The sequence below is a fragment of the Flavobacterium ammonificans genome, from assembly GCF_020885975.1.
Taxonomy (GTDB): Bacteria; Bacteroidota; Bacteroidia; order Flavobacteriales; family Flavobacteriaceae; genus Flavobacterium; species Flavobacterium ammonificans.
In genome coordinates this window covers 351,826-365,335 of sequence record NZ_AP025183.1, presented here as the reverse complement: position 1 = coordinate 365,335, position 13,510 = coordinate 351,826, and the positions used below count along the sequence as shown (strand labels likewise).

The following is a 13,510-nucleotide window of genomic DNA, read 5'->3' as shown; positions in this document are numbered from 1 at the left end:
AACTTATAAACTATTCAACTTTTACCTTTTTTTAGAACTCCGCACTACCTGGCGTTCTTGGGAAAGGAATTACGTCACGAATATTAGTCATACCCGTTACAAACAACACCAAACGCTCAAATCCAAGTCCGAAACCAGAGTGTACCGCTGAACCGAATCGGCGGGTATCTAAGTACCACCACAATTCTTCTTCGTCAATCCCCAATGCTTTCATTTTTTCGACCAAGACATCGTAACGTTCCTCACGTTGCGAACCTCCTACAATTTCTCCAATACCTGGAAAAAGGATGTCCATAGCACGAACGGTTTTTCCGTCTTCGTTCAAACGCATGTAAAAAGCTTTGATATTCGCCGGGTAATCAAATAAAATTACCGGGCATTTAAAGTGTTTTTCTACCAAATAACGCTCGTGTTCTGATTGTAAATCGGCACCCCATTCGTCAATGATATAACTGAATTTTTTCTTCTTATTTGGAGTAGATTCTCTTAAAATTTCGATAGCCTCTGTATAAGAAACGCGTTTGAAATTGTTTTCCAAGACAAAGTTTAATTTGTCTAACAACGCCATTTCGCTACGTTCGGCTTGTGGTTTTTGTTTTTCTTCCTCTAACAAACGACTTTCTAAAAATTTCAAATCATCTGGACATTTGTCCATCGTGTATTTAATTACATACTGAATGAAATCTTCCGCCAAATCCATGTTGTCATCCAAATCATTGAACGCAACTTCTGGTTCAATCATCCAAAATTCAGCCAAGTGGCGAGACGTATTCGAATTTTCAGCTCTAAAAGTAGGTCCGAAAGTATAAATTTGGCCCAAAGCCATCGCAAAAGTTTCGCCTTCTAATTGTCCAGAAACGGTAAGGTTCGTTTCTTTTCCAAAAAAGTCTTTTTTGTAATCTACTTTTCCTTCTTCAGTTCTTGGTGTATTGTCAAAAGGCAAAGCCGTTACTTTGAACATTTCTCCTGCTCCTTCTGCATCTGACCCTGTGATGATTGGTGTATTCACATACACAAATCCTTTTTCTTGAAAATAGGTATGAACGGCATGTGCCAAAACAGAACGCACACGCATAATAGCGCCAAAAGCATTAGTACGAACTCTTAAATGCGCATTTTCACGCAAGAATTCCAAGGAGTGTTTTTTAGGTTGCATCGGAAATTTTTCTGCATCTGAGTCACCTAAAATTTCCAATTTTGAAACTTGAATTTCATATTTCTGTCCAGCTCCTTTGCTTTCTACCAAAGTTCCCGTAACCGACACCGAAGCGCCTGTTGTAATGCGTTTCAATGTTTCTTCAGCCGTGTTTTCAAAATCGACTACACACTGAATATTGTTGATTGTTGAACCATCGTTCAACGCAATAAATTGATTGTTTCTAAAAGTTCTTACCCATCCTTTTGCATTTACTTCTTGAAGTGTCGATGAACTGTTTAGTAAGTCTTTAACTTTTGTGTGTTTCATTTTTATGGTATTGATATTAAAAATCAGCTTTATAAGCTGCAAATATAATTGTTTTTGTTTTTTTATAGAAGCTATTTCCCGCTATCCGCTGTATCTTTTTATTGCGTAACCTTCGAGAACCTCAGTTTACTCAATAAAAAGGATACCGCTCCAGAGGCTTCGGGATAGGGGCTAGCGTTCTTGTTTTTCGAGATTATCTATTTCTTCATCAGAATGTTCAATGATATCGATTTTGGGTTCAATAAACTCTTGTTCGTTGGCCAAGGTTTTATTTAATGTCAAAACCAATGCCGGTAACAACATTAAATTAGACAACATTCCAAATAATAAAGTTAAGGAAATAAGTCCGCCTAAGGCAATTGTACCGCCAAAACTCGACAACATAAATACTGAAAATCCAAAGAACAAGACGATCGAAGTATAAAACATGCTTAACCCAGATTCGTTAAAAGTAGCATAGACCGACTTGCGAATTTTCCAATTGTTTTTCTTTAATTCCTCACGGTATTGAGCCAAAAATCGCAGCGTATCATCTACGGAAAGTCCAAACGCAATTCCAAAAACCAAAATAGTTGAGGGTTTTAACGGAATGTCCAAAAATCCCATAATCCCAGCCGTTAATAATAATGGTAATAAGTTTGGAATAATAGAAACCAAAACCATTTTGAACGAGCGAAACATGAAGGCTACCAAAAGTGCCGTCAAGAAAAAAGCAAAAATCAAGGAAGAAAGTAGGTTGTCTAAAAGGTAACCCGTTCCTTTTTGGAACACCAATGCTTTTCCAGTGATTGTCACATGATAACGATCAGGTGGAAACAATTTATCTGCTTTTTTGCGAATTTCTTCTTCAATTTCAGGTATTTTGCCGCCATTCTCATCGCGCATAAATGTGGTAATACGAGCATATTGACCCGTGGAATCCACATAACTCTTCATCAAATTATCTTTGTTATTTTTAGTCGCATTTTTGGCATACGATAAAATAAACGCCTGCTCTTGCGAAGTAGGCAATTCGTAGTATTCGGGATTACCGTTGTAATACGCTTGTTTCGAATATTTGACCAAATTGACAATCGACATGGTTTTGGATAATTCCGGAATTTCTTCAATGGTTTGTTCCAATTCTTCCATTCGCTTGAGGGTGGATAATTTCATTACCCCTTTTTTGCGTTTGGTATCAATCATTATTTCCAAAGGCATTACGCCGTCAAATTCTTTTTCGAAGAAAATAATATCTTCAAAGAAAGGTTCTTTTTTAGGCATGTCTTCAATCAAACTGCCTGAAATACGCATTTGGAACACTCCGATTATTCCGAAAATAAGCAACACAATTGCCGCTACATATATCGAAAAGCGATTGTATTTTACATTACGTAAAATCCAGTCCATAAAACGTTTTACGGAGCCTCGCTCTAAATGTTTGGTATGACGGTCTATAGGAGCTGGTATATAACTGTGAAAAATAGGAATTACAATAATGCACAAAAAGAAGAGTCCAATAATGTTTATCGAAGTTACAACTCCAAATTCTAATAAAAGTTGGTTGTTAGATGCTACAAAAGTGGCAAAACCGATTGCAGTGGTCACATTGGTCATTAAGGTAGCCATACCAATTTTGGTTGTAACCCGTTGTAATGCCTTGGCTTTATTGCCGTGAACCTTGTATTCTTGATGGTATTTATTGGTCAAGAAAATGCAATTCGGAATTCCGATTACAATTATTAATGAAGGAACTAAGGCCGTTAAAACCGTAATTTCATAATTGAATAGTCCTAAGAAACCAAACGACCACATTACGCCAATAATTACAATAATCATCGAGATTAGAGTAGCTCTAAAACTTCTAAAGAAGAAAAAGAAAAGTAATGAAGTTATCAATAAAGAAGCACCAATGAAAAGGCCAATTTCTTTTACAATTGTTTCTGCGTTTAAGGTTCGGATATAGGGCATACCCGATACGCGTAAATCAATATTGGTTTCTTTTTCAAAAGCTTCAACAGCAGGAACCAATCGTTTAATAACAAAATCTTTTCGCGCAGGCGTATTCACAATTTTTTTATCCAAATAGATTGCCGAACGAATACTTCCTGATTTTTTATTAAAAAGAAGACCTTCGTAAAAAGGTAAATCGTTAAAAAGTTCTTTTTTTATTTTTGAAAGATAGGCTTCGTTTATGGTTTTGGAAGGATCAACAAAAGGTACTAATTCAAATTTTTCAAGAGAATCATTGCGTTGTAATTGTTGGAGATCGTTTAACGAAATGGCTAAATCAACTGCTTGGTCATCTTTTAATTGGTTCATTAATTTGGTCCAAGAAGCAAATGCTTTGGGCGTAAAAATCGCATCATCTTTGATTCCGATAATGATAAGGTTGCCTTCTTCTCCAAATTTATTTAGGAATGCACTGTACTCAATGTTGACTACATTGTCGTCTGGCAACATATTCGCTTCGGTATGCGTAAAATGAATGTTTTTCCATTGTGTTGCCAATAATCCCGTTATTACTATCACGATAGATAGCATTAAGACCCTATTTCTAAGGACAATTCGGGCAAACAATTCCCAAAAACCGATACTAAACCACTTGATCATTAATTTGTAATTTTAACGATGCAAATGTAGGTAAATAGGCTTGATTTTCTTTATTTTGATTGGTTTGATTTTATTCTTTCAAAGATAGTAAAGTGTGTTGTATTAAATTTAGGTTACTATTTATATTACTATAATAATTGCTATATTTGATTTTTACATCTTTGTGTAGATTAAAGTAGTTTTAAGAGGTATGAAAAATTATAAAAACGGAGCATTTTACATCGCTGTAACTGGTGGGTTTTCAGCTTTGATATATTGGATAATTTCAGAAGGAAAATTTCTTGAAGCAAATAAAGAAATAAATACCGCATCAAGTCAAAACGGGTCTTGGAATGATTTTGTAGCCTCCATGGTACACAACCTACAAGATCCTTTAGCGATACTATTAGCTCAAATAGTGACAATAATTATTGTAGCTCGTTTTTTTGGTTGGGTATTTAAAAAGATTGGTCAACCTACTGTTATTGGAGAAATTATTGCGGGAATTGTTTTAGGCCCATCTTTATTGGGGATGTATTTTCCAGAATTTTCAGCTACTTTATTCCCTGCTGAATCATTAGGTAATTTAAAATTTCTTAGTCAAATAGGCTTAATTCTATTCATGTTTGTTATTGGAATGGAATTGGATTTGAAAGTATTAAAAAATAAAGCAAATGAGGCGGTTGTAATAAGTCATGCCAGCATCATGTTCCCATTTGCATTAGGAATTGGGTTAGCTTACTTTGTCTATGATAAATTTGCGCCAGAAGGAGTTAAATTTCTTTCTTTTGCTTTGTTTATGGGAATAGCTATGAGTATTACTGCTTTTCCTGTATTAGCACGAATAGTTCAGGAACGGGGATTACAAAAAACCAAACTAGGAGCTATAGTTATAACATGTGCTGCGGCAGATGACATTACAGCATGGAGTTTGTTGGCAGTGGTAATTGCTATTGTAAAAGCGGGCACTTTTGTGAGTTCGTTATATATTATTGCTTTGGCAGTAGTCTATGTTTTGGCTATGTTGTATGTAGTTAAACCTTTTTTAAAGCGTATAGGCGAGCTGTATGTTACTAAGGATACTTTGGTAAAACCAGTAGTAGCTATTTTTTTTCTTACACTAATAATCTCTTCATACGCTACAGAAGTAATTGGTATTCACGCACTTTTTGGAGCCTTCATGACTGGAGCAATTATGCCAGACGTTCCTAAATTCAGAACCATTTTTATAGAAAAAGTAGAAGATGTTTCTTTGATTTTACTCTTGCCTTTATTTTTTGTTTTCACGGGTTTAAAAACCGAAATAGGATTAATTAATGATCCTTATTTGTGGAAAGTAACTGGTTTCATTGTCTTGGTTGCTGTAGTTGGTAAATTTTTTGGAAGTGCTTTAGCGGCGAAGTTTGTGGGGCAGTCATGGCGGGATAGCTTTACGATTGGAGCCCTAATGAACACTCGTGGGTTGATGGAATTAATCGTATTAAATATTGGATTGGAACTTAAAGTATTGACTCCTGAAGTATTTACCATGATGGTTATTATGGCTTTGGTAACTACATTTATGACTGGTCCAGCTTTGGACTTCATTAATTTTATTTTCAAACAGAATGAAGCTGAAGTGCCTGAAATCATTGTGAATAGTAATAAATACAAAGTATTAATTTCTTTTGGAAATGACGAGAAAGGAAAATCATTGTTGCGCTTGGCTAATAGTTTAACAAAAAAACAAAAAAAGACTACCTCAGTAACAGCGATGCATTTATACTTAAGTGACGAAATGCATACGTTTAATACTGAAGAAATTGAAAAAGAGAGTTTTGTAAGTTTGCTTGAAGAATCGAAATCGCTAAACCAAGAAATTGATACTTTATTTAAAGCTACATTGGATATCGAAAATGAAATTACAGAGGTTGCTAATCAAGGAGATTATGATTTGTTATTGGTTGGTTTAGGGAAGTCAATTTTTGAAGGTACGCTTTTGGGGAAAGTAATTGGTTTTACCACCCGAATTATTAATCCGGATAGATTAATAGACAAGTTTACAGGAAAAGAAGGACTGTTTGAAAATTCTCCTTTTGACGAAAGAACCCGACAAATTATATCCAAAACGAAAATGCCTCTTGGTATTTTAATTGATAAAGATTTACAAAATGTAAATGAAGTTTTTGTGCCAATTTTTACTTCTGAAGACTCTTTCTTGCTAGATTATGCTCAAAAATTGATTTTCAATAACAGTTCTAAAATTGAAATTTTAGATGTTAATGGCGACGTTCAAAACAATTTTGTAATGCAAAGCGTTGTAGAGTCTTTAGAAAATAAATATCCCAATAATATTAAGTTGATGCAGGAAGATGGTGTAAAAAAAGAGTTTTTAGCTTCAAAGGATATTATGATAATTAGTCTTGAAAGTTGGAAATCGCTAGTTGATTCTCAAAGTGATTGGTTGAGTGGAATTCCTTCGGTGTTAATTTTAAAACCCTAAATTCAAGACATAACTTATTTTTATTGCGATATTATCTTCGAATTTTACCAATCCATTCGGGCCGTATCGATAAAAACCAACTAAACCAATTCCTTTATAAATTTGGTTTAATTCAATTCCGGATTCAAAATAACCTTGATTGAGTGTCTTAAAGTCTAGTCCAATATGACGCTCTTCATGATGCAAATTTCCCCACGCCATTCTGGTTACAAACACAAAAGAAGGTTTTACTTTCTTGAAAAGAGTGATGCGTTGAAAACCGTGCTTCAATTGAAAATAAACATATTCGCTGGAGAAAAATTCATTATAAAACATCGTTTCAAAACTGTTTTTACCTGCAAAAGTAACGCGCTGAATAATCGTTTCTCTTGTAATATTATTTGGTGAAATACTATATAAATGGGTAAGGGGTAATTCGCCAAAAGCATAGCCAGACTGAATAAACACACTGGTTTTTTGCCCATTAAGATGTTTTCTTTCCAACTCTGTTTTGAGGTCAATTTTTCCAAAAGAGAAATCGTTGAGTGTGCCGTTTGCTATAGATTTAGTGAATTGAAAGGTAAAATTTGGAAATCGTTTTTCTACTTCCACTCTTCCATTTGGGGTTTGCATATAATCACTAAAAGGACTCCATTTTAAAGAAACCATAGCCGTGGTCATGGCGAAGTTAGTGTATGTCTTTCCATTCAATAAATAGGCATAGTTGAATTTTGGCTCTACTTTAGCTGTTGCAATTTCCCAAATGCTTTCTGTCTTCGGAATGAATTTGGTTTCTACAAAAGCTTTCCAACTTTTGGAATTGTAAAAGGTGCTTATGTTTAATGGTCTTGGGTCATAGATTTTAAATCCTTGTTTGTCTATAGCGTAAACGGTACTTGCAATTTCCCTCACATCGTCTGTGTAGGAAACTCCAATCCAAGAATTAGTTGGTTCACTTAGTCGAGTCCCAACTCCTAAATGATATTTAAAATTACCGTCTTTTGTTCCGTAAGCGGTGTATCCATCTATTTTTAATCGTTTTGAGAAGCGATCATTAGTTACTCCTCCTAGACCAATTCGAAATCCTTCGTAGTTATTAAAACTAAACAATTTTCGCAAATCCAAATCGAAAGCACCCGTTGGTAGGAATCCATTTATTAGTCGGCGACCAATGGTAATTTTACGCTCTAGTTGATTTTTTATTGCAATACTATCTAATACAGTGTAAGTTCGTTTACTTCGAATGTCTAAGCTGTCTTTTCGGTAGGTATTCCAAAACTCATCCGTCCTGTTAATGGCATCTTTGCTAATTTCCAATGCAATAGCACCTTTTTTTAATTCGACTGGCTGATTCAATTGAATCTCGAAATTGGCACTTTTAGAAAATAAATAAATATAATCCGAAGCTCCTTTTTTTCTTGGCTTAAAATCTTTTTCAGTATCGCCCTCAAACTCAATAGTTCCTCCTAAAAGTTTTAAATCATCATCATTATTTCCCTTTACGATTTTAAATGATTTACTAGACGGGAACCAAACTTTTTCTAGAGGTAAAAAGTTAAAATCATGCGTGCCACTAATATCTAATACTCCTTTAATGCGCATTATTGCTTTGGCAATCCCAAAGGTATTTTGATCGATATACAGTACACCTTCAAGTCCCTGTGATTTATTTTTTTTCTTGTTTTTAAAATGAATTAGGTACAAATTTCTTCCGTCAATTGCAGTAGAGTCAAGCAATTGGTACTTGTACTCTTTAATGGCATCATTTGCAATTGGACTGTTGTATTTTGTTTCAAAGAGTTCGTAATTGGAATCATAAATAGAAAAAGATTGGAGTTTAAAACCTAAAATTTCATAAATAGGTTGTTTTAAACCGGCCATTTTAGAACCTAAAATAGTTTCTTTTAGGTGATTATTTTTATATTGGTAAAGGGACACTTTTTCAGTTTGAAACAAATGTTGTTTCTGAATCATTTTTTTGAATTTGTAATTCGAAGAGTCCGCTTTGACACTGTTTTTACTAGTGATTAATGTGTCGATTTTAGCACTAATTGAATCAGGATTGGCTGTAATTACTAACGAATTATAACATTTGAATTCAAAAGCAGTTACGCGTTTTTGTGGATTATTTTGCTCTTTTAAAGCAATTGTTTTTCTAATAATAGCTACTGCAGGATTTTCTCGCGGAATGATTACTTCTTGCAAATCATTGGTATTTTGTTGCAAGGAAACAAGATAAAATGACTTTCCATTTTCGATTAAAACTCTTTTTCTATCATAACCAATGTAGGAAATGGAAAACTCGTTTATTGGTGCTATGGAAGAAATAGAAAACTTTCCATCCACATCAGCAATGGTATTCTTGCCCGAAGGAGTTGTAATTGAGGCAAATGGCAATACTTTAGCAGTTGCTGCATCTTTCACAATTCCATTCAATTGAAATTGTGCATTGATAGACAACGAAAATAATATAATAATGCAATACCAATACTTCATAAACAGCGCTTTATATTTAAGCAGTACAAAAGTAAGCATAAAAAAATCCGCCTAACAACTCAGGCGGATTTTAATTTTACAGTAAAAAAGGGATTATACTTTCATGATTTCAGCTTCCTTTTCAACTAGAAGTTCGTCAATTTTTTTGATGAATGCGTTAGTTAAGTTTTGAACTTCGTCTTCGGCACTTTTGCAAATATCTTCTGAAGTCCCTTCTTTTTCTAATTTTTTAATATCAGTATTAGCGTCTTTACGCGCATTTCTAATTCCGATTTTTGCGTCTTCAGCTTCAGCTTTAGCTTGTTTCGCTAATTCTTTACGTCTTTCTTCTGTCAATGGCGGTACGCTAATAATTACCATATCTCCATTGTTCATTGGATTGAAACCTAAGTTAGCAATCATAATTGCTTTTTCAATAGGCTGCAACATATTTTTTTCGAATGGCTGTAAAGTAATTGTTCTAGCATCAGGAACACTGATTTTAGACACTTGTGAAAGTGGCGATGCCGATCCGTAATAATCAACAAACACACTTCCTAACATAGCAGGAGAGGCTTTTCCAGCACGAATATTTTGAAATGCTTTTCCTAAATGTTCTATAGAACCCTCCATAGATTCTTTAGTACTATCTAATATAAATTCAATTTCTTCAGTCATTTTTAGATTATTTAGATTTATAGATTATTTAGATTTTTAGATTCTTTTGGTCTAACTATCTAAGAAGTCTATTCTATCTTATTAAATATTTACTACAGTTCCAATGTTTTCGCCTTCGCAAATTTTGATCAAGTTGCCTTCTTTATTCATGTCAAAAACTACAATTGGTAATTGATTTTCCTGACTCAAAGTAAAAGCAGTAGTATCCATTACATTCAATCCTTTGCTCAATACATCTTCAAAAGAAATATAATCGAATTTTACGGCAGCAGCATTTTTCTCAGGATCACAATCATACACCCCATCCACACGAGTTCCTTTTAAAATTACGTCAGAATTCACTTCAATTCCACGTAATACAGCTGCAGTATCTGTTGTAAAGTAAGGGTTTCCTGTTCCTGCTCCAAAGATTACAATTCTGCCTTTTTCAAGGTGGCGAACAGCTCTCCTTTTGATATAAGGCTCTGCAATAGATTCCATTTTTAAAGCAGTTTGCAAACGCGTTTTCATTCCTTTGTCTTCCAAAGCGCCTTGCAAAGCCATGCCGTTAATAACAGTCGCTAGCATTCCCATATAATCTCCTTGCACGCGATCCATCCCAGAACTTACGCCAGCAACTCCTCTAAAAATGTTTCCTCCGCCAATTACAATGGCAATTTCCACACCTTTGTCATGAATCATTTTGATCTCATCAGCATATTCTGCTAATCTTTTAGGGTCAATTCCATAATTTAAATCGCCCATTAAAGCTTCACCACTTAATTTTAGAAGAATTCTTTTGTATTTCATGAGTTGGTTGAGTTATTTGCTGCAAATATAGTTATATTCTCATTTTTTGAAATAGTGTTTTAAAAAAATAATTGATGGTTTTTCTGTATAATGTAATAATTGTTACAGACAATATGAATACTATCGACTATCTTCGGTATATTAAAAGTAGAAAAATGAAAACATATATTGCCAAAGCTTTATTTAATAGCTATTCGTATTTAGAATACAGAAAATTAACGGCCGATTTATTGAAAGAAGGAAAATCTACAGCAACAGTACAAACAGAAGAAATGACTCATTACAGCGAATTGAATGAGTCTAGAATGCGTCGATTGGATAAGACCATTAAAATTTCTGATGAGACTATAGTTAAATTAAACAGTTTAAACCATTATTATATTTGGCTTGTGCTTACTGAGAGTTGGTGTGGAGATGCAGCTCAGATTCTACCAATTTTGAATAAAATGGCTGTAGCGTCTAATGGAAAAATCGACATGAAATTAGTGCTGCGCGATGAGCATGAAGAATTAATGAATCATTTTTTAACCAATAAAGGCAAAGCTATTCCAAAACTAATTTGTATTGATAAAGCAACAGGGTCAGTAGTTGCAGATTGGGGACCAAGACCTCAAGGAGCGGTTAATTTGATTAAAGAGTACAAAGAACAATTTGGAACTATTGATGAAACTGCTAAAGCCGATTTGCAATTGTGGTATTTACACGATAAAGGGATAAGTATCCAGAATGAAATTATGGAATTGATATGAAATAATTTATCGGGACTTTATATTTTAATCTTTTTTACAGATTTAATACTTTTCGGAGAACGACTACCATGAAAAGCTCGAAGCACTTCAATTCGGCTAGGTTTAATTCTATAAATGATTAAATAAGCACCTAAAATGATATTTCGATATAATTTAGATTTGGTTTCTAAATGCCGACACTCTGGATGAAGAAGGTATTGAGTTTCGAGATTTTTAACGATTAATTTTAAATCTTCATAAAAATTTAAAGCTGCATTTTCGCCAAATGTAATTTCTCCATATTCAAAAATATCTTGTACATCTAATAAGTAATATTTGGAACGTATTACTTCTTTTTTTCCGATCTCCATTTTTTAAATCTTTCGTCAAACTCCTTTTCAGAAATAAACTCCCCTTCCTCCGCTTCTTTAATTAAAGAAACAAATTCGTCTTGGGACATTGGTTTGCCTGGAGTTGCTAGATTTTTGGGTTTTTTGATAGATGTTTTCATTGGGATGGAGTTTTAATAATAAAGTAAAAATAAGAAAAAACGTTTTACAAAGTTCTTATTCAGTGGATTTTAACTCATATTTTTTCTCAAACTCCTCAGGGGTCAACGCATTTTGAACATCGTAGTTGCCAATTTTTGTTCTTCGTAAAGCCGTTAAATGGGAACCTGATTGCATTGCTTTTCCAAAATCAAAGGCTAACGAACGAATATAAGTTCCTTTGCTGCAAACGACTCTAAAATCAATTTCAGGCAATGCAATTCGGGTGATTTCAAATTCGTAAATCGTCGTTTTTCTCGAAGCAATTTCTATTTCAACACCCGCTCTTGCATGTTCGTAGAGGCGAACCCCCTCTTTTTTAATTGCTGAAAAAACAGGTGGTTTTTGGTCAATTTCGCCTAAAAATTGTTCTACAGTTTTATGGATAAGACTTTCATCAATATGAGAGCTAGGGTAGGTTTGGTCAATTTCGGTTTCTAAATCATAGGAAGGTGTTGTGGCTCCAATGAAAAAAGTACCTGTATATTCTTTAGGTTGTGCCTGGATTTCAGTGATTTTTTTGGTGAATTTTCCTGTGCAAATAATCAATAAACCCGAAGCTAAAGGGTCTAAAGTTCCAGCATGTCCAATTTTGAATTTTTTGGGTAAATCAAAACGACGCTTTAAAATGTATTTCAATTTATTTACAGCCTGAAAAGAAGACCAAGTTAAAGGTTTGTCAATTAAAATAACTTGACCGTTTAGTACTTCTTCAGCTGTTTTCAAAGGGACTATTTTATAAATGAAAAATAAAACAATAAGAAAGTTCCAACAACAATTCGGTACCAACCCCAAGGTTTGAATCCGTATTGTTTGATAATTTCTATAAAGAATTTGATAGCTAAAATTGCGACAACAAAAGCCACAATATTGCCAATTAGAAACAATTGAATGTGGTTGTCCGATTTTAAAATTAATTCATAGCCTTTCATTTGAGAAGCTTCGTATGTTTTTAAAAAAACCGAATAACAAGTAACCGCAAGCATAGTTGGAACCGCAAGGAAGAAAGAGAATTCTGCTGCCGCATGACGACTTAAACCTTGTTGCATTCCGCCAATAATGGAAGCTGCAGATCTGCTGGTGCCTGGCATCATGGCTAAACATTGCCAAAAACCAATGGTAACTGCTTTTTTAATTGTGATATTTTCTTCTTGCAAAACAGTTGGGTTCTGAAATTTGGAATCGATAAAAAGCAATACGATACCTCCAACAATTAATACAATGGCAATTGGAATCGGGTTGCCTAAAACAGCTTCAATAGCATCGTCAAATAATTTTCCTAATACTAAAGCAGGTAATACTGCAAAGGCTAATTTGATAAAAAAGTTGAATTTAGAAAAGTCAAAAAATTTTCTCCAATACAATGCAACAACAGCCAAAATAGCACCAAATTGAATGGAAACCTGAAAAAGTTTTACAAAATCATCTTCTTGGATTCCAAAATACGAACTCAAAAAAACCATGTGTGCTGTAGAAGAAACAGGAAGATATTCTGTTAATCCCTCAATTATAGCAATTAAAATAGCTTGTAAGGTATTCATTTATGCTTTTTTTGGATTTTTCAAAATAGCATAAATGGTAATTCCAAAACCAATTAAAACAGTAGTTGGAGCCAATCGAATGCGTCTAAAACTAAACACATCTTCGTTAAACACATTTGGATCATCACTACCTCCGCCAGACATTAGAATAAATCCCAAAGCAATTACGGCAATACCAATTAGTAAGATTTTATAATTTACTTTTTCAAAAAGAAATTCTTGTTTGTGTTCGCTATTGTTTTTCATTGACATTG

Annotated in this window: 12 protein-coding genes; 2 read left to right on the top strand and 10 right to left on the bottom strand. The window is 34.0% G+C overall.

The annotated features are described in order from the left end of the window. Positions 1-31: 31 nt before the first annotated feature. Together asnS and LPC23_RS01650 are read right to left on the bottom strand one after the other, a co-directional pair. Positions 32-1,465, bottom strand: a complete 1,434-nt coding sequence (gene asnS / locus LPC23_RS01655; RefSeq protein ID WP_229330552.1) for an asparagine--tRNA ligase — start codon at positions 1,463-1,465, stop codon at positions 32-34. A 171-nt stretch (positions 1,466-1,636) separates the two neighbouring features. Continuing rightward, positions 1,637-4,057, bottom strand: coding sequence for an efflux RND transporter permease subunit (locus tag LPC23_RS01650; protein ID WP_229330551.1), 2,421 nt, complete (start codon positions 4,055-4,057; stop codon positions 1,637-1,639). 190 nt (positions 4,058-4,247) lie between these two features. Between LPC23_RS01650 and LPC23_RS01645 the strand changes: the two genes are divergently transcribed. After that, on the top strand, positions 4,248-6,518 hold the full coding sequence (locus LPC23_RS01645) for a cation:proton antiporter domain-containing protein (RefSeq protein WP_229330549.1): 2,271 nt from the start codon (positions 4,248-4,250) through the stop codon (positions 6,516-6,518). Here the strand turns inward: LPC23_RS01645 and LPC23_RS01640 are convergent. The 3 genes from LPC23_RS01640 to pyrH form a co-directional block, all read right to left on the bottom strand. After that, a complete protein-coding gene (locus LPC23_RS01640; RefSeq protein WP_229330547.1) occupies positions 6,507-8,993 on the bottom strand; it encodes a DUF5686 family protein in 2,487 nt (828 codons plus the stop codon). The two genes, LPC23_RS01645 and LPC23_RS01640, sit on opposite strands and share 12 nt — an antisense overlap. A gap of 93 nt (positions 8,994-9,086) precedes the next feature. Further along, on the bottom strand, positions 9,087-9,650 hold the full coding sequence (gene frr, locus LPC23_RS01635; RefSeq protein WP_229325893.1) for a ribosome recycling factor: 564 nt from the start codon (positions 9,648-9,650) through the stop codon (positions 9,087-9,089). A gap of 81 nt (positions 9,651-9,731) precedes the next feature. Then, the gene (gene pyrH, locus LPC23_RS01630) at positions 9,732-10,439 is read right to left on the bottom strand and encodes a UMP kinase (RefSeq protein ID WP_229330545.1); all 708 of its coding nucleotides are present in this window, start codon (positions 10,437-10,439) and stop codon (positions 9,732-9,734) included. Between the two features lie 155 nt (positions 10,440-10,594). Between pyrH and LPC23_RS01625 the strand changes: the two genes are divergently transcribed. Continuing rightward, positions 10,595-11,188: a thioredoxin family protein gene (locus LPC23_RS01625; RefSeq protein WP_229330543.1), complete on the top strand. Its 594-nt coding sequence runs from the start codon at positions 10,595-10,597 to the stop codon at positions 11,186-11,188. A 17-nt stretch (positions 11,189-11,205) separates the two neighbouring features. On the opposite strand, the gene LPC23_RS01620 is transcribed toward LPC23_RS01625, so the two are convergent. The 5 genes from LPC23_RS01620 to LPC23_RS01600 are packed head-to-tail and all read right to left on the bottom strand — an operon-like array spanning position 11,206 to position 13,502. Then, positions 11,206-11,538, bottom strand: a complete 333-nt coding sequence (locus LPC23_RS01620) for a type II toxin-antitoxin system RelE/ParE family toxin (protein ID WP_229325886.1) — start codon at positions 11,536-11,538, stop codon at positions 11,206-11,208. Beyond that, positions 11,514-11,678: a hypothetical protein gene (locus tag LPC23_RS01615; protein ID WP_229325884.1), complete on the bottom strand. Its 165-nt coding sequence runs from the start codon at positions 11,676-11,678 to the stop codon at positions 11,514-11,516. The genes LPC23_RS01620 and LPC23_RS01615 overlap by 25 nt, the downstream gene beginning before the upstream one ends. Positions 11,679-11,733: 55 nt before the next feature. Next, entirely contained in the window at positions 11,734-12,441 is a 708-nt protein-coding gene (gene truB, locus LPC23_RS01610) for a tRNA pseudouridine(55) synthase TruB (protein ID WP_229330541.1), read from the bottom strand. A 5-nt stretch (positions 12,442-12,446) separates the two neighbouring features. Beyond that, positions 12,447-13,256, bottom strand: coding sequence for an undecaprenyl-diphosphate phosphatase (locus LPC23_RS01605; RefSeq protein WP_229330539.1), 810 nt, complete (start codon positions 13,254-13,256; stop codon positions 12,447-12,449). After that, a complete protein-coding gene (locus LPC23_RS01600) occupies positions 13,257-13,502 on the bottom strand; it encodes a DUF3098 domain-containing protein (RefSeq protein ID WP_229330537.1) in 246 nt (81 codons plus the stop codon). Positions 13,503-13,510 lie beyond the last annotated feature (8 nt).